The organism is Longimicrobium sp., assembly GCF_035474595.1.
In the GTDB taxonomy this organism is placed as follows: domain Bacteria; phylum Gemmatimonadota; class Gemmatimonadetes; order Longimicrobiales; family Longimicrobiaceae; genus Longimicrobium.
This window is the reverse complement of the sequence record NZ_DATIND010000001.1, coordinates 104067-126767: the sequence shown is the minus strand read 5'-3', so window position 1 is coordinate 126767 and position 22701 is coordinate 104067. Positions and strand designations below refer to the sequence as shown.

Annotated in this window: 22 protein-coding genes; 13 read left to right on the top strand and 9 right to left on the bottom strand. The window is 67.5% G+C overall.

Annotated features, from left to right (window positions below; all coding sequences use genetic code 11):
* A partial coding sequence (locus VLK66_RS00490; protein WP_349260471.1) for a sodium:solute symporter family protein occupies positions 1 to 1703 on the bottom strand: 1703 nt, incomplete at its 3' end.
* A 507-nt stretch (positions 1704 to 2210) separates the two neighbouring features.
* On the opposite strand from VLK66_RS00490, the gene VLK66_RS00485 reads away from it, so the two are divergent.
* Entirely contained in the window at positions 2211 to 3431 is a 1221-nt protein-coding gene (locus tag VLK66_RS00485) for an ROK family transcriptional regulator (protein ID WP_325306999.1), read from the top strand.
* Positions 3432 to 3518: 87 nt separating this feature from the next.
* Here VLK66_RS00485 and VLK66_RS00480 read toward each other — a convergent pair whose 3' ends face one another.
* Positions 3519 to 3815: a hypothetical protein gene (locus tag VLK66_RS00480; protein ID WP_325306998.1), complete on the bottom strand. Its 297-nt coding sequence runs from the start codon at positions 3813 to 3815 to the stop codon at positions 3519 to 3521.
* 203 nt (positions 3816 to 4018) lie between these two features.
* Between VLK66_RS00480 and VLK66_RS00475 the strand changes: the two genes are divergently transcribed.
* The gene (locus VLK66_RS00475) at positions 4019 to 4324 is read left to right on the top strand and encodes a hypothetical protein (protein ID WP_325306996.1); all 306 of its coding nucleotides are present in this window, start codon (positions 4019 to 4021) and stop codon (positions 4322 to 4324) included.
* 207 nt (positions 4325 to 4531) lie between these two features.
* Here the strand turns inward: VLK66_RS00475 and fmdA are convergent, their stop codons facing one another.
* Together fmdA and VLK66_RS00465 are read right to left on the bottom strand one after the other, a co-directional pair.
* A complete protein-coding gene (fmdA, locus tag VLK66_RS00470) occupies positions 4532 to 5749 on the bottom strand; it encodes a formamidase (RefSeq protein ID WP_325306995.1) in 1218 nt (405 codons plus the stop codon).
* A gap of 85 nt (positions 5750 to 5834) precedes the next feature.
* Positions 5835 to 6242 (bottom strand): helix-turn-helix transcriptional regulator, encoded by a 408-nt coding sequence (locus VLK66_RS00465; RefSeq protein WP_325306994.1) that lies wholly within the window; start codon positions 6240 to 6242, stop codon positions 5835 to 5837.
* 235 nt (positions 6243 to 6477) lie between these two features.
* On the opposite strand from VLK66_RS00465, the gene VLK66_RS00460 reads away from it, so the two are divergent.
* Positions 6478 to 6852, top strand: a complete 375-nt coding sequence (locus tag VLK66_RS00460) for a response regulator (protein WP_325306993.1) — start codon at positions 6478 to 6480, stop codon at positions 6850 to 6852.
* Between the two features lie 252 nt (positions 6853 to 7104).
* Here VLK66_RS00460 and VLK66_RS00455 read toward each other — a convergent pair whose 3' ends face one another.
* Positions 7105 to 7572 carry a hypothetical protein gene (locus VLK66_RS00455; RefSeq protein ID WP_325306992.1) on the bottom strand — a complete coding sequence of 156 codons (468 nt, stop codon included), beginning with the start codon at positions 7570 to 7572 and terminating at the stop codon, positions 7105 to 7107.
* Between the two features lie 359 nt (positions 7573 to 7931).
* Here VLK66_RS00455 and VLK66_RS00450 point away from each other — a divergent pair, with 359 nt between their 5' ends.
* Both VLK66_RS00450 and VLK66_RS00445 read left to right on the top strand, forming a co-directional pair.
* Positions 7932 to 8780: an SAM-dependent methyltransferase gene (locus tag VLK66_RS00450; protein WP_325306991.1), complete on the top strand. Its 849-nt coding sequence runs from the start codon at positions 7932 to 7934 to the stop codon at positions 8778 to 8780.
* 29 nt (positions 8781 to 8809) lie between these two features.
* The gene (locus tag VLK66_RS00445; protein ID WP_325306990.1) at positions 8810 to 9412 is read left to right on the top strand and encodes a YdeI/OmpD-associated family protein; all 603 of its coding nucleotides are present in this window, start codon (positions 8810 to 8812) and stop codon (positions 9410 to 9412) included.
* Between the two features lie 62 nt (positions 9413 to 9474).
* Here the strand turns inward: VLK66_RS00445 and VLK66_RS00440 are convergent, their stop codons facing one another.
* The 3 genes from VLK66_RS00440 to carB all read right to left on the bottom strand — a co-directional run bounded on the left by VLK66_RS00440 (position 9475) and on the right by carB (position 13758).
* Complete coding sequence (locus VLK66_RS00440; RefSeq protein WP_349260469.1) at positions 9475 to 9804, bottom strand: type II toxin-antitoxin system PemK/MazF family toxin; 330 nt, start codon at positions 9802 to 9804, stop codon at positions 9475 to 9477.
* Positions 9789 to 10046, bottom strand: coding sequence for an AbrB/MazE/SpoVT family DNA-binding domain-containing protein (locus tag VLK66_RS00435; protein WP_325306987.1), 258 nt, complete (start codon positions 10044 to 10046; stop codon positions 9789 to 9791). Before VLK66_RS00435 ends, VLK66_RS00440 begins: the two co-directional genes overlap by 16 nt.
* A gap of 460 nt (positions 10047 to 10506) precedes the next feature.
* The gene (gene carB, locus VLK66_RS00430; protein WP_325306986.1) at positions 10507 to 13758 is read right to left on the bottom strand and encodes a carbamoyl-phosphate synthase large subunit; all 3252 of its coding nucleotides are present in this window, start codon (positions 13756 to 13758) and stop codon (positions 10507 to 10509) included.
* Positions 13759 to 15238: 1480 nt separating this feature from the next.
* Between carB and VLK66_RS00425 the strand changes: the two genes are divergently transcribed.
* Both VLK66_RS00425 and VLK66_RS00420 read left to right on the top strand, forming a co-directional pair.
* Positions 15239 to 16105 (top strand): hypothetical protein, encoded by an 867-nt coding sequence (locus VLK66_RS00425; protein WP_325306985.1) that lies wholly within the window; start codon positions 15239 to 15241, stop codon positions 16103 to 16105.
* Between the two features lie 341 nt (positions 16106 to 16446).
* Positions 16447 to 17397, top strand: coding sequence for a hypothetical protein (locus VLK66_RS00420; RefSeq protein ID WP_325306983.1), 951 nt, complete (start codon positions 16447 to 16449; stop codon positions 17395 to 17397).
* 138 nt (positions 17398 to 17535) lie between these two features.
* On the opposite strand, the gene VLK66_RS00415 is transcribed toward VLK66_RS00420, so the two are convergent.
* Positions 17536 to 17952: a hypothetical protein gene (locus tag VLK66_RS00415; protein WP_325306981.1), complete on the bottom strand. Its 417-nt coding sequence runs from the start codon at positions 17950 to 17952 to the stop codon at positions 17536 to 17538.
* A gap of 276 nt (positions 17953 to 18228) precedes the next feature.
* Between VLK66_RS00415 and VLK66_RS00410 the strand changes: the two genes are divergently transcribed.
* The 6 genes from VLK66_RS00410 (at position 18229) to VLK66_RS00385 (ending at position 22698) form a co-directional block, all read left to right on the top strand.
* Positions 18229 to 19248, top strand: a complete 1020-nt coding sequence (locus tag VLK66_RS00410) for a catalase family protein (RefSeq protein ID WP_325306979.1) — start codon at positions 18229 to 18231, stop codon at positions 19246 to 19248.
* A gap of 125 nt (positions 19249 to 19373) precedes the next feature.
* A complete protein-coding gene (locus VLK66_RS00405) occupies positions 19374 to 19799 on the top strand; it encodes a DUF7713 domain-containing protein (protein WP_325306978.1) in 426 nt (141 codons plus the stop codon).
* Positions 19800 to 19801: 2 nt separating this feature from the next.
* Positions 19802 to 20473, top strand: a complete 672-nt coding sequence (locus VLK66_RS00400) for a hypothetical protein (protein WP_325306977.1) — start codon at positions 19802 to 19804, stop codon at positions 20471 to 20473.
* Between the two features lie 223 nt (positions 20474 to 20696).
* Positions 20697 to 20888 (top strand): hypothetical protein, encoded by a 192-nt coding sequence (locus VLK66_RS00395; RefSeq protein WP_325306976.1) that lies wholly within the window; start codon positions 20697 to 20699, stop codon positions 20886 to 20888.
* A 592-nt stretch (positions 20889 to 21480) separates the two neighbouring features.
* The gene (locus tag VLK66_RS00390; RefSeq protein WP_325306975.1) at positions 21481 to 22011 is read left to right on the top strand and encodes an RICIN domain-containing protein; all 531 of its coding nucleotides are present in this window, start codon (positions 21481 to 21483) and stop codon (positions 22009 to 22011) included.
* Positions 22012 to 22236: 225 nt separating this feature from the next.
* Entirely contained in the window at positions 22237 to 22698 is a 462-nt protein-coding gene (locus VLK66_RS00385; RefSeq protein ID WP_325306974.1) for a T3SS (YopN, CesT) and YbjN peptide-binding chaperone 1, read from the top strand.
* Positions 22699 to 22701 lie beyond the last annotated feature (3 nt).

The following is a 22701-nucleotide window of genomic DNA, read 5'->3' as shown; positions in this document are numbered from 1 at the left end:
TAGAAGAAGATCAGGTTAAGCGCCAGCGTCATCGCCAGCACCACCACCGCGAGCGGGCCGGGCCGCCGGAACCAGGGCTCGCCCTCGTCCTTCGGCCGCTCGGTGAGCGAGTACACCAGCCCGCGCAGCTCCTCCGCCGGCCGCGGCTTCGTCAGCAGGCTCACCACGATCGTCACCACGAAGCAGGTGGTCCACGCCCAGATCGCGGTCCAGAAGTTCTGCGCCATCTCGCTGGGATAGGTGTGCATCACGCTCAGCCAGCCGCCCTTGATCCCCACGCCGGAGCCGGCCGGCAGAGAGAGCCCGTGGTGCACCGCCGCCGCCAGCGTCCCCGAGAGCAGGCCGGTGAAGGCGCCGTGCCCCGTGGTCCGCCGCCAGAACATCCCCAGCAGGAAGGTCGCGAACAGCGGGGCGTTCACGAAGGCGAACACCAGCTGCAGCATGTCCATGATGTTGTTGAACTGCGTCGTCGCGTATGCGGTGGCGACGGAGAGCGCGATCCCGAACACCGTGGCCGCGCGGCCCATCCACAGGTAGTGCGCGTCGCTCTCGCCCTTGCGGATGTACGCCTGGTAGATGTCGTACGTCCACACCGTGTTGAACGCCGTCACGTTCCCGGCCATCCCGCTCATGAACGACGCCATCAGCGCGGTCAGCCCCAGCCCCAGCATCCCCGGCGGAAAGTAGTGGCCCAGCATCATGGGGATGGAAAGGTCGTAGTTCAGCGTTCCGTCGGCCTTCGCCGGCAGCGCGAACCCGCTCGTCCCCGAGCGCGTGGTCAGCGCGATCGCGATCATCCCCGGCAAAATCACCAGCGCGGGAAAGAGCATCTTGGGGAAGGCGGCGATCAGCGGCGTCCGCCGCGCGGCCGACATCGAATCCGCCGCCATCGCCCGCTGCACGACCAGGAAGTCCGTCGTCCAGTAGCCGAAGGAAAGGACGAAGCCCAGCCCCATCACCAGCCCGAACCACTCCACCCCCATCGGGTTGGCGGCGGCGCTCCCCATGTGCCGCCAGCTCTCGGTGTACGCGCCCGCCGCGAAGCCGTTGTGCGTGGCCGTCTCAGCCAGCCGCTGCGTCAGCCCGTGCCATCCCCCCACGTCCCGCAGCCCCAGGAAGACCAGGGGGATGAAGCCGGCCACGATGAGGAAGAACTGCAGCACCTCGTTGTAGATGGCGCTCGTCAGCCCGCCCAGGAAGATGTAGAGAAGGACGATGACGGCCGAAACCAGCACGCTGAAGTTGAAGTCCCAGCCGAGAAGGACGCCGAGCAGCAGGCCCATGGCGTACATGGAGATGCCCGACGAGAACACCGTCATCACCGCGAACGACACGGCGTTCAGCCCGCGCGTCTTCTCGTCGAAGCGCAGCCGCAGGTACTCGGGGACCGAGCGGGCGCGCGAGCCGTAGTAGAACGGCATCATGAACACGCCCACGAACACCATGGCGGGGATGGCGCCCACCCAGTAGAAGTGGCTGGTGGCGATCCCGTACTTGGCCCCCGACGCCGCCATCCCGATCACCTCCTGCGCCCCCAGGTTGGCCGAGAGAAAGGCCAGCCCCGCCACCCACGCCGGGATCGACCGCCCCGAGAGGAAGAAGTCGGTGGACGACTTCATGTGGCGCTTCAGCGCCGCCCCGATCCCCACCACGAAGGCGAAGTACAGGGCCAGGATGACGTAGTCGATCGTATGCAGCTGGATCGTCACGGAGGTCCCGGTGGGTTGGGGGATGGGGCCTGCCGCTCCGCGGGTGGGCCGCGGGCGCGCCGGAGGGGGATTCCAGGTCCGGCCGGTTCCGCCGGGCCGATGCCGCCGCGGGGGACGCGAGGCACCGGCTCCGCGCGGGGGATCGGCGCGGGACGATTTGTCAGCGATCTTAACAAAGATGATGCGCAGAATAAGACGCGCAAATCCGCTCCGCAAGCCCTTTTCGCCGCCTCCGCCCCGCCCCGGCGGAGGGGGGCGAAACGCGAGACGACTTGCTCCACAAGGTTTTGGCGGCCATCTTTGGGCGGCCCGGCCAGCCCCGCGAGCCGGCGCGGATTCCGGCCGGCACGCGCGTCTCCGCCGCCTCCGCCGGCGCCCGTTCCACCCGCGGCCGGCCCGCGCCGCCGAATTGGGACGGCGGACTGACAAAATCGCGCCCGCGCGTTTCCGGCGGGCACCGGGCCGGTCCCCGAGCGGTTCACCCACCTGACCCCGTCCGCCGTGCGAAAGATCGACCCGCGCAACTTCCAGCGTGCCACGCGCACGACCACCAAGGAGATCAACCGCCAGATCGTCCTGAACCTGGTGCGCGAGTACCAGCCCATCTCGCGCGCCGACCTGGCGCGGCGGATGGAGGTGGCGCGCGGGATCGTGACCCCGCTGGTGAACGAGCTGATCGAGCAGGGGCTGCTGGCCGAGGGCGCCACCGGCGCGTCGCCCCGCGGGCGCAAGCCCACGCTCCTGCACGTCCGCGCGCACGACCGCCTGGCCGTGGCCATCGACGTGCGGCTGTCGGAGACGCAGATCATGCTGGCCGACTTCAGCGGCCGCGCGCTCTCCACCGAGCTGCTGTCCACCCCCGCGCGGCCCGACGAGCTGGTGGAGGCGCTGGCCGCGCGCATCCAGCGCCTGCTCGAGGCGCACGCCGCAGAGGGCGTGTGCCAGGGGATCGGCCTCGTCGTCCCGGGGATGGTGGACCGCGCGACGGGGCGGCTGCTGAACGCGCCCACGCTGGGGTGGCGCGACGTGGACCTGCGCTGCGCACTGGAGAAGGCGGTCGGCCTCCCCGTCCACGTCGAGCGCGACGCCGTGGCCTGCGCGCTGGCGCAGATGTGGATGGGCCAGGGCGCGGAGAACGGCACCGACAGCTTCGCCTACGTCACCTTCTCCGACGGCGTGGGCGCGGGGCTGGTGATGGGCGGCCACCTGGTGCGCGGCCACCGCGACGCCGCCGGCGAGTTCGGCCACATCCCCCTCTCGCTCGACGGCCCCGCCTGCCTCTGCGGCTCGCACGGCTGCTGGGAGGCGTACACCTCCAACCCCGCCATCGTCGCCCGCTACCTGGGGCGCGAGCTGGCCACGCGTGAGAGCTACGCGCAGGTGCGCGAGACGCGCCTGACCGTGGCCGACGTGATCGCCCGCGCCCGCGCGGGCGACGCGGCGGCGCGGGCGGCGCTGGAGGCGACGGGCCGCTACGTGGGCCTGGGCCTCGCGGCGATCGTGAACGCGCTGAACCCCGCGCGCATCGTGGTGGGCGGCGAGATCGCGGCGGGGTGGGACCTGATCCGGCCGCAGGTGGTGGCCGCGCTGGCCGAGCGCACGCTCACGCAGGGCACCGCCGCGACGCCCGTCATCCCCGAGCCGCACGACCCGCAGACGCGACTCCGCGGCGCCGCGGCCCTGGTGGTCGCGCCGATCTTCGCCGCGCCGAACATCGGCTGAACGGCAGGGGACAGGGGACAGGGCAAAAGAAGCAGAGCAGCGGGAGATCTCCTCCGCTGCTCTGCTTCTTTGCGTGGGCCCCATCTTTCATCTCCCCGGCAGCCGCCGCTTCCTCCGGGGCGATTCGGTGCGGTACTGCGTCACCAGCCCCGCGGTCAGGACCAGGAGACCGATCCCGGCGGCGATCGCGACGACGAGCCAGAACGTTCCCGCGCCGAACATCGCCATCATCCCGGCCACCAGCGCGACGGAGCCGAGCACCACGTAGAGCCCCACCGTCATCAGCAGGCTCACGCCGCGGGCGATCGCGCCCTCGGGCCCGCCCTCCCCATCCGGCTTCAGGACCGACGGCCGCTTGCCTGGGGGACGAGGCTGCTCGTTCATCGGGAGATTCATTCGGGGGAAGGAACGTGAGCCGCGCATGCCGCGCCGCGGACCCGGTTCGATGGCGGAAGGGCTGGCATCCCATTCCGTATTCCGCCATAATCTTCAGGAGCGGCCGGGGGGGGCCCTGCCCTCCGGTTCCGCTCCGCCTTCTCGCTGCCGCCACCGTGGCGGCGGCGACTCATTCTTCCCGAGGTGCCACGATGAACCGCAAGCTTCGCCTGGACCTGGATCAGCTCACCGTCGACTCCTTTGCCGTGTCCGCGCGCCTGGAAGGTGCCGGCACGGTGCGCGCGCAAGGTGAAGTTCCGCCCCAGGAGCCGGTCAGCGACTACGACGGCGTGTGCAACACCTACCAGGCGTCGTGCAACGGCTCGTGCGCCAGTTGCGTGAACACCTGCTGGAACACCTGCGGCAACACCTGCGCGTCGTGCAACTTCACGTGCCAGCTCAGCTGTCACAGCGTCTGCTATGAGCCCGCCACCGCCGAGGCCGACGGCTGCTACTGAGCAGTCTCTCCCCGCGACGGAGCCGTTCGTCCGGCGTCCAGGAAGCAGAGGCAGCAGAGACGCGGTCGTTCTCTGCTGCCTCTGCTCGTCTGCGTGAGACTTCTTTCCTTCTTCAAACGCACTTCCGCACTTCCGCACTTCCGCACTTCCGCACTTCCGCACTTCCGCACTTCCGCACTTCCGCACTTCCGCACTTCCGCACTTCTCCTATGACGGCCTCGCCAGCTCCCCTCGCGGCGCCGAGCGGATCTCCGTGCGCGGGCCGATGTCGAAGTCGAAGATGGTGCTGGGGAGCGCCACGGTGCAGCAGACGTTGGGGTGCTCCAGCATGCAGCTGATGCGGCCCTGCACCGGCGCGGCTGCCAGCAGCACGTACGCCTGCTCGCCGGTGAAGCCGTAGCGCTGCAGGTGGCGGATGGCGTGGCGGCAGGCCATCCGGTACGCCACCCACACGTCCAGGTAGTGCTGCGTGTCGTTCTCGTCGACCGAGATCCCCTGGAAGGTCACGTACTCGGAGTATCCGCGCTCCACCGGCGCCGGCTCGAACACCGGGCTGGTGATCCCCGTACGGTTGATCCCGTCGGGCATCAGGTCCACGTGCAGGTCGATGTAGCCGGCCATCTTCACCCCGCCCAGCCCGGTGATCTTCCCATCCCCCTGGCTGAACTGCAGGTCGCCCACCGAGAGGTTGGCGCCCTCCACGTACACGGGAAGGTAGGCGCGCGAGCCGCGGGCCAGCTCCTTCACGTCCAGGTTGCCGCCGTTCTCGCGCGCCGCCCAGGTGCGCGCCGCCTCGCCGGCCACGCGCTCGGCGTGCGCCGCCTCCAGCATCCCCATCAGCGCGCCGCCGGCCTGCGGCACCGCGGTTCCCCAGGTGAAGTGCCCGCCGTGCGTGGAGGCCACCTTCAGCTCGCGCCGGTTCCACCGCGCCAGCCGCTCGGGCGAGGGCGCGCACCCGATCGTCCCCGGGTGCGGGAGCGCGGCGAAGCGCACGTCCTGCACGTGGCGGCTGGTGGCGTAGATGCCGTTCAGGTCCCAGATCGCCTTGCGCGCCTCGGGGTACTCGTCGGTCAGCAGCCCCGTGCCCGTCTGCCGGTCCAGGATCCCCGTGAACCCCCACTCGGCGCCCGAGAGCGGGCCGATGTCGAGGATGTCCACCACCAGCAGGTCGCCGGGGCGCGCGCCGTTCACCGCCACCGGGCCGCTCAGGTAGTGCAGCTGGGAAAGGTCGAGCTCGCGGACGTCGTCGGCCGAGTCGCTGTTCACGATCTGGCCGCCCGACAGGTCCAGGCACTCCAGCCGGAACACCGCGCCCGGGTCCACCGACGCGACTGGGGGGATGTCGGGATGCCAGCGGTTGTGGGGACGCGGGTACTGCTCTTCGGGCGGGCGCCGCAGGTCGACGCCGATCAGGGTGGTCGGCACGCATCACCTCCGCGGCCCCGGGGGCCCGGGGCGACGGCTGCACGGGAAGATGGAGGCCCGGCGGCGGGTGCCGGGCGGGGGAGACTCAGGGCTCGCCGCCGGCGGGCGGCTCGGCGGCAGGCATCGCGTTCGCGCCGAAGCGCCGCGACGCGTCGTCCAGCGCCTGCCGCAGCCGCTCGATGGCGTCGCAGGCGCCGCGCAGGTACGGGTCGCCGTCGGGCGCCTGCTCGCGCTCGCGGGGGCCCTCGCCGGTCAGCAGCCAGTGTCCGTTCACCCGCAGCGCGCCGGGAAGCCGCAGCATTACGTCGCCGTTGGGCACGCGGCCGCGGGTGAACCACTCGCTGACGGTGGCCACGCCGACGCCCAGCTCGCGCGCCAGGTCGGCCTGCGACAGCTCCCGGTCGTCCAGCACCTGGCGCAGCCGCTCGAAGAACGCCGAGAGCTCTACCGCCTTTCGGCGTGCTGGGCCGGTACTCAGTTCGGAAGGCAGCACTCCACCTCGGGCGAACGGGGTTCCCTGCTCAGAACGCATCTCGCGCCCTTGCAAGGATTTAGCCGCTGCGCCAGAGAAGCCGTCCGGATCGCCGCTCCGGAGCGTGCCACCTTCGGCAAGCCGAACCGTGTTTGACATGTCGAACACAGCGTAGCAAATTGGCGCGACCCCGGCAAGGGATTTGCCGCGGTTTGTTTCCGTCCCGTCCCGCCCTCTCCCCGGGGACCATACCGCCGTGAGCCGAACCATCCTGCTCGTCGAAGACCACGAAGACAACCGCATCGTCTACCGCACGATGCTGGAGCACTTCGGCTACACCGTGATCCTGGCCGGCGACGGCGGCGAGGGGGTGCGCCTGGCCCGCGAGAGGCTTCCGGATCTGATCCTGATGGACGTCTCCATCCCCGTGATGGACGGCTGGGAGGCCACCCGCACCCTCAAGGCCGACCCCGCCACGGCGAAGATCCCGATCATCGCCCTGACCGCGCACGCGCTCGTCACCGACCGCCAGCGCGCCGACGAGGTGGGGTGCGACGGCTATCTCGCCAAGCCGGTGGAGCCCCGCCGCGTCCTGGAAGAGGTCCGCCGCTTCCTGGGCGACGAGGTCTGACCGGGCGCGCGCCGGGCACCTTGCAGGAACGGCGCCGCTGTCCACACAGCAGGTGAAGGGGGATGAAGATGCGGCTCGCGGAGATTTCTCGCGAGCCGCTTCGCGTTGGGTTTCGGGAGATGCGGAGGCAACGCATCCGGCGGGGAGAAAGGCGAATGAATTCGCGGGCAACAACAGCACAAAGTCCCTGCGGACTGCGGCCCCGTCTTCCCTGCGACCGACTGGAGATCGTGCATCCTCGGAGCGCGGCGGTCAGCGGCGCAGCTCGATGGGGACCTCGTCGAGCCAGCCCGCGTCCAGCACGCCCCAGAAGCCGATCAGGATCGCCTCCGCGGCGTCGTGGCGGAGCGAGGTGGGGCGCGGCGCGCCGGACCAGTCGATGATGCGGCGCGCGAGGCCGTCGGCCGTGGTCTTGGCCTGCGCGCCGGTGCGCTGCTCGCGCGGATACAGCAGCGCGCGCCGCCACTCCTCCGCGCCGATGCGGCGCACGGGCAGGTGCCGCCGCGCCGCCTCGCGCTCCCACACGTCCGCCAGCGGGCCGCCGCCCTCGATCACCACCCACGCCAGGTCGCGCTCCGCGTCCAGCAGCGCGGGAACGGCGCGCCTGAGCCGCGCCGCGCTGCCGAAGTTCTGCGAGCGGTAGCGCAGCAGCCGCCCGTCCGCGCCGTACAGCGCCAGCCCCGTCCGCACGCCCAGGTCCACCGCCAGAAGCGTCTGCATGCGGCGTCGCCGGGCAAGGAGCCTGCCTCGCGCGCGGCACCATCACCGGGTACCCGGAATGGAATTCCGGGGCAACAAAGGCACCAAGTCCCTCCGGGACTGCACCCGGGCATCGGCCGCCGGGGCAACCCTCGGCGCGGCGCCCGCGCCCGCGCCTGCCCCGCGCGGGATGCGGAGGCCGCAGTCCCGCAGGGACTTTGTGCTCTTGTTGCCCGCCAATTTCATTGGCGGGTGGCTGGCCAACTGTTGCCAACTCCATTGGCAGGTACGGCGATGACGTTCTTGCCCGCGGGCGCTACCGCGGATATCCTGCCACCCATCCCCGTCCCCCAAACCGCCCGCCCCCGCCACAAAGGACGATGATCGAGAACGTCTCCGACACCGCGCGCTGGGTGGCCGTCTACCGGGCGATGGAAACGGAGCGGCCCGACGCGCACTTCCGCGATCCGTGGGCGCGCCGGCTGGCCGGCGAGCGCGGCGAGGCCATCATGCGATCGATGCCGCGCGGCCGGCAGATGTCGTGGCCCATGGTCGTGCGCACGCAGGTGTTCGACGAGATCATCCTCGACGCCGTCCGCAACCGCGGCGTGGACCTGGTGCTGAACCTGGCCGCCGGGCTGGACGTGCGCGCCTGGCGCCTGGAGCTGCCGCCGGAGCTGCGCTGGGTCGACGTCGATCTCCCCGGCATCGTCGAATACAAGTCGGGGGTGATGCGGGACGAGACGCCCCGCTGCCGCTACCAGGCCATTGCCGCCGACCTGGCGGATGCGGACGCGCGCGCGGAGGTGCTGGCGCGCGTGGCCGGGGGGTCGCGGCAGGCGCTGGTCGTCACCGAGGGGCTGCTCGTCTACCTCGCCGACGCGGACGTGGACGGGCTGGCGGCGGCGCTGCACGCGCAGCCGCCGCTGCGCTGGTGGCTCACGGACCTGGCCAGCCCCGGGCTGATGAAGTGGATGCAGAAGCGCTGGGGCAAGCAGGTGAGCGACGGCAACGCCCCCTTCCGCTTCGCGCCGGCGGCGGGAGCGGGCTTCTTCGCGCGCCACGGCTGGCGCGAGGCGGAGTGGCGCAGCACGCTGGAGGACGCGCACCGGCTGCGGCGGGAGATGCCGATGGCGTGGCTCTGGCGCTTCCTGGGCCGCCTCTCGACGCCGGCCCGGCGCGAGGAGTTCCGCCGCTTCTCCGGCACCCTGCTGCTGGAGCGCGCCTGAGCGCACGCAAATCTCCACCGGACAACCCCATGGGAAGCAGAGACCCGCGCGTCGACGCCTACATCGACAAATCGGCCGACTTCGCCAGGCCGATCCTGACACACCTGCGCGACCTGGTGCACGCCACGGTTCCCGAGGTGACGGAGGACCTGAAGTGGGGGATGCCTTCGTTCATGTACAAGGGAATCCTGTGCGGCCTCGCGGCGTTCAAGGAGCACGCCGCGTTCAGCTTCTGGAAGCACGGGCTGATTTTCGGCACCGACCGTCCCGAGGACGCCATGGGCAGCTTCGGCCGCATCACGAAGCTCTCCGACCTGCCGCCCGACGACGTGCTCGCCGGCCATCTCCGCGAGGCGAAGCGGCTGAACGACGAGGGGGTGAAGGCGCCGCGCCGCGAGAAGCCGCCGGAGGAGCGGAAGGAGCCCGCCGTCCCCGACGACCTGCTGGCCGCGCTGGAAACGAACTCCGCCGCGATGGAGCACTTCCACGCCTTCTCGCCCAGCAAGCGCAAGGACTATGTCGAGTGGATCACCGAGGCCAAGTCCGACGCCACGCGCGAGAAGCGCCTCGACACCGCCGTCGAATGGATCGCCGAGGGCAAGGGCCGCAACTGGAAGTACGAGCGGAAGTGATTCGGGGAGGATGAGAATGAGGAGGGCTCCCTTGATCGGGAGCCCTCGTTTCTGATGCCTGTTCAGCGACCGAACATGCGTGTGAGGACGTCCAGCACTCGCCGGCCCGTCAACTCGTCAAGTTCGCCGAGGTGCTGAAGCAGGCGACTCTTGTCCACGGTGCGGATCTGGTCGAGCGCCACCTTTCCGATCTTGCCATCGAAAGCGCAAGCCACGCGCGTCGGGTACGCCTGACCGCCCGTCGTCATCGGCGCGATAATGACCGTCCGCAGCCGTCGATTCATCTCGTTGGGGGAGATGATGACGCAGGGCCGCGCCTTCTGGATCTCGCTACCGACGGTCGGATCCAACCGGGATCGATACACGTCGAAGCGGTTCAATCCCACTCCCATTCTTCATCGTCCCACGACGAACTGCCGAGCTGGTCGCCGTCGAGCAGGACGTCGTCACCGTTCGCGTGCATCAGCTCGAACGCCTCTTCCCATCCCGCTCTCGGATTCTCGGGCGCACGAAGGACGATGTGGCCATCCGCGACCTCGAGCTCCACCTCCTCGCCCAGGCCGCTCTGGTCCAGCACTGCCTTGGGGATGCGAATCCCCTGCGAGTTCCCGATCCGAATGATGCGTGCTCTCATCTCACACCTCCTGGTACCTACAATGTAAGCACCACATCCTCGGGATTCAACCGGCCGATCACACGCGAAAAGGAGCGACCGCGAACCGCCGAGTGGATCGCCGGGGCAAGATCGCAACCGGAAGTACGAGCGGAAGTGATTCGAGGCAGATAACAGGACGCCACTTACGAGCAGCGTAACCTCGATCGCCTCGTCCACCGCTCACCAGCCCCTCTCTTCGGGATCCCAGCCGAAGACCCTGACCATCGTCTCGCGGCCCGGCGAAGCGCGCCAAGACGCATCCGCATCTCTTCCTCTGAGATTTCCCCGTACTGCGCGCGGATACGAGCCTTCTGGAGCGCGGCGAGCGCCCGGTTCAGCGACGCAACGCGCTTCAGCTTTTCCGTGGGCGACATCCGGCGGTATCCCTCGTCGAGGAATTCCCGCGCCTCGGGCGAGGTGTCGGAGATGCCGGTGTGCTTCATCGGATTGTCGTGGTCGCCGGCGCCGCAAGCGCGCCGGTGCGCTCCTGGATGCTCTTCACCGTGCGGGCGCGGTTCTGGAGCGCGATGATGGCGTCGGCGGCGGCCTCGGCGGCGGAGGTGGTGGTGATGTACGGCACCTTGTAGGTGATGGCCGCGCGCCGCACCGCGTAGTCGTCGTACTGGCTCTTCTTCCCCAGCGGCGTGTTGATCAGCAGCGCCACGCTGCCGGAGATGATGTGGTCGGCCAGGTCCGGCCGCCCCTCGCCCACCTTGTACACCGGCTCGCAGGGGATGCCGCGCTGGCGGAAGTAGCGCGCCGTGCCGCCCGTGGCCATGATCTGGAACCCCAGGTCCGCCAGCCGCCGCGCCACCGGCGTGATCGTCTTCTTGTCGGGGTCGTTCACCGTGATCACCACGCGCCCCGACCGCGGCAGGTCCATCCCCGCGCTGGCCTGCGCCTTGGCGAACGCCATCCCGAAGCTGTCGTCGAAGCCCATCGCCTCGCCGGTCGAGCGCATCTCCGGGCCCAGCAGCGGGTCGATCTCCGGCAGCTTGTTGAAGGGGAAGACCGATTCCTTCACCGCGATCCCGCCCACCGGGATCTCGTCCGGCAGCCCGAAGTCCGCCAGCCGCTCGCCCACCATCAGCCGCGCGGCGATGCGCGCCAGCGGCACGCCGGTGGCCTTGGAGACGAAGGGCACGGTGCGCGAGGCGCGCGGGTTCACCTCGATCACGTACACGGTCCCCTCGAACACCGCGTACTGCACGTTGATCAGGCCGACCACGCCCAGCGAGAGCGCGAACCGCTTCGTCTGCTCGCGCATCTCGGCGATCTGGCGGTCGTCCAGCTTGTACGGCGGCAGCACGCAGGCGCTGTCGCCGGAGTGGATGCCGGCCTCCTCGATGTGCTGCATCACCCCGCCGATCACCACCGTCTCGCCGTCGCAGAGCGCGTCCACGTCGGCCTCGAAGGCGTCTTCCAGGAAGCGGTCGATCAGCACGGGGCGGTCGTGGCTGACGGCCACGGCGCGCTGGAAGTAGTCGCGCAGCCCCGGCTCGTCGTACACGATCTCCATCCCCCGCCCGCCCAGCACGTAGCTCGGGCGGAGGAGCACGGGATAGCCCACGCGCCCCGCGATCTCGGCGGCCTCGTCGGCCGAGACGGCCAGGCCGTTGGGCGGCTGCTGGATTCCCAGCTCGCGCGCCAGCGCCTCGAAGCGCTCGCGGTCCTCGGCGCGATCGATGGCCTCCACCGGCGTGCCGATGATGGGCACGCCCAGGCGCTCCAGCGGCTGCGCCAGCTTCAGCGGCGTCTGCCCGCCCAGCTGCACGATCACGCCCATCGGGTCCTCCAGCCGCACGATCTCGATCACGTCCTCCAGCGTCAGCGGCTCGAAGTACAGTTTGTCGCTCACGTCGAAGTCGGTCGACACCGTCTCGGGGTTGGAGTTCACCATGATGGTCTCCACCCCCGCGTCGCGCAGCGCCAGCGCGGCCTGCACGCAGCAGTAGTCGAACTCCACCCCCTGCCCGATGCGGTTGGGCCCGCTCCCCAGGATCACCACCTTCTTCCGGTCGGACCGGACCGATTCGTTCTCCTCGCCGTAGGTCGAGTAGAGATAGGGGGTCGCCGCCGGGAACTCGCCGGCGCAGGTGTCCACCATGTTGTAGACCGGGTGGATGCCCATCCCCCAGCGCCGCTCGCGCACCGCGTCCTCGCTCTCGCCGCGGAGGCGGGCGAGCTGCACGTCGCTGAACCCGTAGCGCTTCATCCGCAGCAGCTCGGTCCGGTCGACGTCCGGGAGCGCGCGATACTTCGCCTCGGCCTCGACCAGCGTGGCCAGCTCGGCCACGAACCAGGGGTCGATGTGCGTGAGCTGGTGGACTTCGTCGATCCCCATCCCCATCTCCAGCGCCCGCTTCATCACGTAATAGCGGTCGGGCGAGGGGCGGCGGAGCGCGGCGCGGATCGCCTCCACGTCGTCGGACTGCAGCCCGTCCTCGGCCAGCGTGGCGCCCGCGTCCCAGCCGAAGCGGCCGATCTCCAGCGCGCGGATGGCCTTCTGCCACGCCTGGCGGAAGGTGCGGCCGATGGCCATGCTCTCGCCCACGGCCTTCATCTGCACGCCCAGCGTGTTGTCGGCCGCGGGGAACTTCTCGAAGGCGAAGCGCGGGAACTTCACCACCACGTAATCGAGGACGGGCTCGAACGACGCCGGCGTGGTCTCGGTGATGGCGTTCGGCAGCTCGTCGAGCGAGTAGCCCACGGCCAGCTTGGCGCCGATGCGGGCGATGGGGTAGCCGGTGGCCTTGGACGCGAGCGCGGACGAGCGGGAGACGCGCGGGTTCATCTCCACGATGAGCATCTCGCCGTTCTTCGGGTTGACGGCGAACTGCACGTTGCACCCGCCTGCTTCGACGCCGATCTCGCGGATGATGGCGATGGCGGCGTCGCGCATCTTCTGGTACTCCACGTCGGTCAGCGTCTGCGCGGGGGCCACGGTGACGCTGTCGCCCGTGTGCACGCCCATGGCGTCGACGTTTTCGATGGAGCAGATGATGACCACGTTGTCGGCGTGGTCGCGCATCACCTCCAGCTCGAACTCCTTCCACCCGATGACGCTGCGGTCGATCAGCACCTCGTGCACGGGGGAGAGGTCGAGGCCGTGGCGGATCATCCCCTCGAACTCGGCGCGGTTGTAGGCGATGCCGCCGCCGGTGCCGCCCAGGGTGAAGCTGGGGCGGATGATGGCGGGGTAGCCCGTGTCCTCGACGATGCGCAGCGCCTCGTCCAGGCTGGTGGCGAAGCCGCCGTGCGGCACCTTCAGGCCGATGCGCGCCATGGCCTTGGCGAACTCGCTGCGGTCCTCGGCCATGCGGATGCTCTTGGCCTTCGCGCCGATCAGCTCCACGCCGTACTTGGCCAGCACGCCGCTGTCGTGCAGCTCGAGCGCGACGTTCAGCGCGGTCTGGCCGCCCATGGTGGGGAGGACGGCGTCGGGGCGCTCCTTGGCGATGACGAGCTCCACCCACTCGGGGGTGATGGGCTCGATGTAGGTGGCGTCGGCCAGGTCGGGGTCGGTCATGATCGTGGCCGGGTTGCTGTTGACCAGGATCACGCGGTACCCCTCCTCGCGCAGCGCGCGGACGGCCTGCGTCCCCGAGTAGTCGAACTCGGCCGCCTGCCCGATCACGATGGGCCCGCTGCCGAGGATGAGGATGCTCTGTAGGTCGGTCCGCTTGGGCATCGGCCTGTTTCGCTTGCGTCTGAGATGCGTGTGCTGCGCGCGTTCGCACGAGCGCCGGCCCGTCCCCGAGGGGCTGGGCCGGCGCAGGCGCGACGCGAGGGTAGTCGTCGGAGCGGGAATCTATGCGGTCGGGAACGGTGGGGAAAGTCTTTGCGAACACCGTGGCGTAGAGCGGTAAAGGCACGCTCGGCAACCTTGCAACCACGCGCATGCACAACAAGAATTACACGCTCCTGACCGCGAGCTTTCTCCCTTGACATCCAGCCACGAACTCCTTCCCATGAAATTCCCCCGATCACTGAGCGTGCTTTCTTCAACTGTCAGGCTATTCGAATTACTCGTTGGTGATGTGGCATATCCCCTACTGCCGATTCTCGCAGTGCTTTTCGTGGTAACCGCTTTTCACTTCGATCTGCCGTTTGGAATCTTCTACTTACCGGAATGGTCCTTTGCATCGATAATTTTTCTCGGATTGGCGATACGAACACGCGCTAAGAAAGCGGGCGGCAATGGCTTTGATTCGTGGTCCGCCCTCTTTCTCCTAATCATAATCGCGGCTGCGATGACATTGGCGGCGATTGAGATGGATGATCACATTGGTCGTCACTTCGATCAGGCAAATGCGCGGTATGTTACTGACGTTGTCCTAAACTCTCCTCGGCCTGCCACTGATACAGACTGGCTCCAGCTTCAGGAACGCGTGAAATCGCCCCCCGGGGCAGACGGTGCAGTTCTGGATCAGAATTTCCTTAGATCGCTTCAGATGGTGCTTTTCTGCCTTAGCACCATCTGCTTGTTCCTCACTCATCTGCGCGCTGAGGATCGAGGGTCGAAGCTTGCTCACGAAGAGACAGTAGGCACCCGGGGTGAACCGTCGTAACTGCCCGCGGCGAGAGAAACAATCCCAAGTACGTTGGATTGCAGGTGGGGAGATACGACGTAGTTCCGTCCACTTCGCCCAGCGCGCGGACGGCCTGCGTCCCCGAGCAGTCGAACTCGGCCGCCTGCCCGATCACGATGGGCCCGCTGCCGAGGATGAGGACCCTGTGGAGGTCGGTCCACCTGGGCATCGGCCTGTTTCGCCTGGCTGCTGGATGCGTGTGCTGCGCGCGTTCGCACGAGCGCCGGCGTGCTCGAGGGCTGGGCCGGCGCAGGCGGACGCGAGGATGTCAGTCGGAGCGGGAATCATACGGGGCTCTATTCGTCGGAAGGGCTCCCTCGACAGCAAGACCGCCTCTCGTTCAATAGCGCCGCCATGGAAGTCCGCAAAGTACGGAAAAATTCTCGGCCACGTCCATCCATACTGCCGGGCTGCGGGTGCTGCACTCGGCTCACCCGCCCACGCACCCAGAACCAGAAACCACCCATGTCTCGTTCACGCGTAAGCTGGATCGGGGCCCTCTTCCTGATGCTCTCAGCATTTTTGCATCCGGCCGCCGCGCAGCCCACTCAGATCGGGTACAGGGTCACGATCCCACGGATGACGATCCTGATGAAGCCGCTCGACCGCGCCGCGACTGCGGCCGACACCATCTCGTTGATGTGGGACTATGGGCCGAATCACGTCAACCCCAACCTTCGCGCCGGTGCGTTGGTCACCAGGACCGAGAAAGCCGATGACACGCTCGAGTTGAGTTACCCGTACAAACTGCCGACGGACGACTCGATCGCAGCCGGTCCCTCTCGCGCGCTCGCGTTCCCTGGTCACCGCGCTACCATCTACGTGGACGAAGAGCAACCCTCGCGCCTGCACGTGAACTTCTGGCCCCCAGTCAATCCCATTCCGCGGACAGACTCCCCGACGGTCCACCTCACACCCGAGGAGGTGCGGGACATCGACTACTACTTCCAGTTGAAGAACCGGCAGTCGCTGCAGTTTCGCTACCACGCTCGGACGATCGGCGCGGTCACGATCCCGATCCAGTACCGCCCCGGATACCGGGCGAATAACGGGCAGCAGATATCCGCGAGCGTGGGTACCGGCCTCACAACCGCTGTCTACGGCGGGTACACCTGGGGTAGAGTGCGCTACACGTACCTGAACCATGGTGACAACGAGATCCAGAAGGACTGGTCGATTACGCTCGGCGGATTTTTCGGCGCCTCAACGGTTGAGGTGGATTCGGCAACCAGCTTGTCGGCTGCGAAGCCCGTTACCAGTGAGACGAACGTGGGTGTTCTGTCGCCGGGGCTGACGGTGCTGGCAGGGTTCCGGGGCTTGGAGTTCGGACTCTTCGGAGGCGTGGATTTCGCGGTCGGCAGCGTGGCACACCAGTGGGACTACGACCGGCGGGCATGGCTCGGCTTGGGCGTGGGCTTCAACGTCTGGTCGCTGCTCGGAAAGTAACCCCCGTTAGCCGGCGCGCGCCTGCCCGATCACGATGGGCCCGCTGCCGAGGATGAGGATGCTGTGGAGGTCGGTCAGCTTGGGCACCGGCCTGTTTCGCTTGCGTCTGAGATGCGTGTGCTGCGCGCGTTCGCACGAGCGCCGGCCCATCCCCCCCGAGGGGCTGGGCCGGCGCAGGCGTGACGCGAGTGTGTCGGTCGGAGCGGGAATCTATGCGGCCGGGGGAGTGGAGGAAAGGTGAGGCAACTCCGCCACCGGCTTGTCGAACCAAAAACACCTGAATACCTTCTACATCTCCGCTGAACGCATGCGCGGTTTCCAACTTAGCCCCCGAACCGTACGTGACCACCCTTGAAGCAATCGGGTTGATTGGCGGGATTGCATCAATCGCAGGATTCATCTACGCGATTTACTATGCGCGTTCTGCGACCCGACGTAAGGAACTCCAGTTTGACGTAACGCCGGCAGTTCCGCTTGCTACTGCGCTGTCGCCTGACGATGAATTTTCGCTGTCTATCCGTTATCAGCGGAAAGGAGCAGAAGAGGAGATCATAGACAGTGCCTTCGTACGCTTCGTGCGGATTGCGAATCTTGGACGTGAACCCATTCGCAATTCGGATATCGCTCCGGCGAATCCCCTTCGTTTAGAAGTTCATAGCCCGCGCGTGCTCGACATTTCCGGGGCTGGCGTGCGGCGCGAGGTTACGAACTTTCGTGTGGTCGCTCCAGAGTTGCGAGCCGACGGCGGAACAGCACTCATACAATTCGACTTTCTCGACCATTTGGATGGTGGACTGGTAAAAGTACTCACTACCGCCCCGGGTGGTGAGATCAAGGTGTTAGGGGATGTAATCGGAATGCCTGAGGGGGTAAAATCGGCCTCTGAAGCCAAGTCTAGTGGTCTCCTCGACATAGTCGGATGTAGTCTTGGAATTGTTCTGCAGCTTGCTGCGTTGGTTCTTACTCCTCTGGTTTACCGTTGGACGACCGGAAGTTGGGATTATGTGTGGCTACTCGTCCTTCCCGTTCTGGCAGTCCTGCTTCCGGCTCTGCTCGTCTCCGTAATAGCATCTACGATCTGGCCGGACTCTGAGCCAAACTTTCCTACGGAGTTGGCACCGCCAAGGTGGTTCTTTGGGCGTCTCCGCTCATCTCGCATGCATTTGTATCCAGGGGATCCAGATGTTTATGGCTGGGGTGTGTCGATCGAACGCAACAAGCTCAAGGAGAAATCTTCGAGTGCATCCAAGGTACCCGAAGACTCGACCGCCGGCCTAGATCAGTCATCCTGACGGTAATCTGTCTCAGTCGAACTCGGCCGCCTGCCCGGTCACGATGGGCCCGCTGCCGAGGATCAGGATGCTATCGAGGCCGGTCCGCCTGGGCCCGCGCGGACGTACTCCGTGGTTCCGTAGAGTGCCTGGAGATCGTCAACACACCCGTCTCCATGCGTCGCGCAGGACTGGACTGGTGTTCGGAAGTTCCCACGGGGCGTCCGGGTTGGCGGGATGCTCGTGCACGATCTCGCCGGCCATCCGCTCACGGCTTTCCAGCCGCTGGAGGCGACGGCCGGGACAATCGAATCGATAGCGCATCTCCACCATGTCGTGCAAGGGCCCGAACCCGCTTGCCATTCCGTGCTGCGTGAGGAATTTGTACGTGATCCGGAGCCACGCTACGCGAACGCCGTTGCCTTCCTCGACAACGCTGTCCTTCAGGAAATAAAGCGTGTTGCCCACCGGATCGCGGTTCACGGGAGCCCAGGGATTACGCACTCGCTGCGCACGGCACTCCACAGCCGCGAACGTGAGCGACAGAACGAGCACGGGAAGGAGAGATTTCTTCATCGCGGAGCCCTTCGGTTGGAGGATCAAATGATTACCCGCAGGATAGGACGTGCTCAGCGGAACCACAATGAATACGCGTCCGCACCGGCGGACGGACTACGAGGATCACGGCGACCGGCGGCATGGTCGGAGCGGGAATCACTGTGGCAGGGCGGCGCGGGAAAGCGTGATCAGGCTGTGCACCACAATCCGCCACGATTACCATGAAAGCCAAGATCGACGCGACGCCCGGCGTCCAGCGGTCCGTAGGACTCGCATCCACTACAAGGAGGCGTCATGGCCTTCGCCGGCCACCTGGCCCAGGAATCCCCACCCCCGGATGAGTCCGCCTTCGCGCAATCGATCGCCGACCGGCTCAAGGCCAAGATCGTCAAGGAGAACCCCACCGGAATCATGCGGCGCGACGCGCATCCGAAGATGCACGGCGTCGTCAGGGCCGAATTCATCGTCGAGCCGGATCTGCCGGCGGATCTCCGGATCGGCATCTTCAAGGAGCCGAAGACGTATCCCGCCTGGATCCGGTTCTCCAACCAGAGCAACCGCATCTCCCCCGACAGCAAGCCCGACATTCGCGGCATGGCCATCAAGCTGATGGGCGTGCCGGGCGAGAAGCTGCTGGACGAGGAAAGGGACGAGCAGACGCAGGATTTCATCCTGATCAGCACCCCGGTGTTCGTCACTAAAGATGTCGAGGAATTCGACGGCCTGCTGAAGGCGATGGAGAGCGGCATCGTCGCGCAGCTGTGGTTCTACCTGACCCATTTGCGCATGACCCGGAACGTCCTCAAAGCCCTGAAGAAGTTCGGAAACCCCCTGCAGGTCCGCTATTTCAGCACGACGCCGTATCTCTGGGGCGACACCGCCGTCAAGTATTCCGCGATCCCGCGGGCCAGCGCCACCGATCCGATCCCCAAGCCCGCGGGGGACGATTTTCTCCGCAGGGCGATGGTCCGACAGCTGGAGGCGGGCGACGCCCGGTTCGACTTCGCGGTGCAACGTCGGACCGACGCCGGCACCATGCCCATCGAGGATCCCGGGAAGGAGTGGAGCGAAGCCGCGTCTCCATACAGGAAAGTCGCGTCGATCGTGATTCCGCGGCAGAGCTTCGACAGCGAGCGGCAGAGGGAGTTCGGCGAGAACCTGTCGTTCACTCCCTGGCACAGCCTGCCGGAGCACCGTCCGCTGGGCGGAGTGAATCGCGCGCGCAAGCTGGTGTATGCGTTCATCTCGACCTTCCGCCATCAGAAGAACGATGCCCCGAGAAGGGAACCGACAAGCTGGGAAATCCCGGAGTAATCCCAGCAGCGGCCGGCGGGCCGAAGCTCCGACGAACGGCGATCGGGCGGAGGTAGACGGTGTCGGCTTGGCCAGAATGGGGTGATGATCGTGGCCGGGTACCACAACCAACCTGAGGCTCACGCATGATCCGACAGGCGAGTGAAGAGGCCGATCCCGGCTTTCCGATCCGCGAGTCTTTTGTGGACTGCTGCGGCGATACCCACGAGTTCGTCATCGACTTCGCCCGCAGCGACGACCACCGGTTCCTCACGGCGGTGGAAGTCGCCGAGGATCCGGGTCGATTTGAATTCGCCGCAATGTCGGAATCCGATCCATACCTTGCGCTGGGACGGTTGAGACAGACGATCAGGCGCGAGCTGTCTACGCGGTATCTTCGGCTGGATGGCGGGCGGCTGGCACTGTCCCACGACGTGTTGAAGGGACGGATCGGCTACGGCGGCGTTGCAGCAGACGGGCGGTTCGTGAGCTTCGAGGACTGGGTGGAGCTGATCCAGACCTACGAAGGCTTCCACTTCTCGATTGAGATCTTCGACCCATACGATCTGTAACCGTGACGCAACCCGAGCCTGCGTTCGGAGAGATCGCCGACGCCGCGGCGTTGCAGGAGCGGCTGGGGCACGTCTACTGGATCGGGGGCGGGAGCGGCGCGGGCAAGTCGACCATCGCCCGGCGGGTGGCGGCGCGGCACGGGATGCGTGTCTACGCCACCGACGACGTGATGCCGGATCACGCGCGCCGCAGCACGCCTGGCGACTGCCCATTGCTGGCCGCGTTCGCCGCGATGGACATGGACGAGCGGTGGCTGAACCGGTCTCCGCGGACCATGCTGGAGACCTTCCACTGGTTCCAGGGCGAAGGCTTCCACTTCATCATCGAAGACCTCCTGCGCCTTCCCACGCGGCCGGGCGTGATCGTGGAGGGCTTCCGGCTGCTGCCGCGGCTGGTGAAGCCGCTGCTCGCCAATCCCCGTCACGCCGTCTGGTTGCTGCCGACACCCGAGTTCCGCCGGGCCGCGTTCGACAGCCGGGGCACGCTGTGGGAGATCGCCCGGAAGACCAGCGACCCGGACCGCGCGCTCGCCAACCTGCTCGAACGCGACCGGATGTTCACCGAGCGCCTGTACCAGGAGGCGGGGCGTCTGGACCTGCGGATGATCGCGGTCGATGCCACCATCTCCGAGGCCGAGCTGGCGGAACAGGTGACGGAGGCGTTCGGACTCTGAGTTCAGGGATCCTCAGGAACGCGGCTTCGCGGCCGCGAGCGCCGTCCGATCGTCGATGCATCACCCGACGTGTGTGCTCCGCTGTCCGAGCGGTGTCCGCGGCACCTCTCCGCGAGAGTTGCCGCCGGGCTGCAGGATGCGGCGGTGACTGGAACATTCGGCGTTGTTTTTGCCGCCCTCATGACTACAGAGCAGCTGTCACCCTTTGCCGAAGGAGCCGGAGATGCGCAAGCTGAAGCTGGACCTCGACGACCTGGCGGTGGAGTCGTTCGCGCCCGCGTCCGTGCGCAACGAATCGGGCGGCACCGTGCACGCGCACGACGCGACCAGGAACGCGAACACCTGCAACAACTTCTCTTGCCAGGCGGGATGCACCTTCCAGGAGTCCTGCTACAACCCTTGCGCGACGGGCTGAAGGCGGGGAACGCCGCCGCGCCGCGCACCTTCCGGCGCAGCGTTCGTCGGCGGCGCTATGCCCACGGGGTACGATGTGGCTGCGGCCCATGCACGCATGTACGCCAGTCGTGGCACGTTCTTCCGAATCGTAACAAAAAGAGGGCGCGGAAGGGAATCCTTCTCCGCGTCCTCTTCCGTTCCTCCCACGGTCCACGCGTAACTCCGCCCCCTCGCCGACGCAGGCGCTGCCGCCGAGCCGATGATTCCGCAGACCACGCGGACATGCTTCCAGGACCGTTCGCGGGACAAACTTGTCCCGCGCGACGATCATCTGGACCACGCCCGCCGCACCACGCCGGTGGGCCGCTCGAGTCCGCAAGTTGTGGAAGGACAAGCCATTGGGCCGTTTGGCACGCACGCGGAGAAACATCTGGATCGGGGCTTGGGTCGTGCACGTATGCCGGGCACGATGCCGCCGGCCGGCGGCTGGGCGCCTCTCGCGCTCCAATCCGCGATGCATCCCTGCGTCGCGCCGCCGGCAAACGCGGCCAGACCGGAACGGCTGCAGCTCCGCCGCACGTCGCTCCGGTGCCTTCCCCAGAGAGGTGCACATGAACGTCCCCTCCCCACGTCACTCACGCACGCTGTCCTGGATCACCCGGATCATCCTCGCCCTCCTGCTCGGCGGCATCGGGCAGGGACTGGTCGCGCACAACGCCGCGGCGCAGGACGTGTACTTCCGGCTACAGCTGAAGCACGGGGGCCAGTACCTGGACGCCGATCACTGCGGCTCGCCCATCTCGCTGAACCCGGGATCGGACTGGGAGGAGGGAGCGTGCCAGCTCTGGCGCTTCGTCCCCGCGGGCGGGGGATATTTCCGGCTCCAGCTGAAGCACGGCGGGCAGTACCTGGACGCGAACCACTGCACCTCCACCATGGGCCTGAACCCGGGGTCGGACTGGGAGGGCGGCGCGTGCCAGCTATGGAAGCTCGTTCCGGCCGGCGGCGGATACTACCGGCTCCAGCTGAAGCACGGAGGCCAGTACCTGGACGCGGTCCACTGCACCAACACGATGGGGCTGAACCCCGGCTCGGACTGGGAACAGGGCGCCTGCCAGCTCTGGCGGCTCGTCTCGGGCTGAGGGGGCCGTGAACGACGAGCGGCCCGGAGATCGCCTCGGGCCGCTCGTCGCTGGTAGTCCCTCGATCATCGCGCAGCACCCACCCGCCCACCCGGCCGGCTCGCGGCTCATCCACCTCCCGCATCGACCCGCCCGATCAAATTCCTTGCGCAGCCTGCCGCCGGACGCAATCCTCGTAACCCGCTGTTCTCACCGCATCCACGCCCACCGCGAGGGAGGAAACCGATGGCGAACGTCGACCAGACCATGATGAAGGTGCAGCGCATCCTGACGGGGCCGATGGGGCTTCGCATCTCGCTACAGGGGAGCTCGATCAGCGTGACCTTCACGGACGTGAGCACGCGCGTGAACGTGAGCGTCCAGGACTGGGGCGTGGACAAGAACGGCGATCCGCAGACGCTGGTCCAGCTCTCGTCCCCCATCCTCTGGGAGGTTCCTCCCACGCCGGAGCTGTTCGAGTGGATCGCCAGGCAGGGGGGCAACTACTACTTCGGGCACGTGGTGGCCTACGACGACAACGACGCCCCGGGAAAGCTGTTCCTGCTGATGTCGCACACGCTGCTGGGCGACTACCTGGACGAGGAGGAGCTGTCGTCGGCCATGTACGGCGTGCTGGGAACCGCCGACAAGCTGGACGACGAGCTGATGGGGAAGTTCGGCGGCAAGCGCCTGTCCGACTTCGCCTGAGGT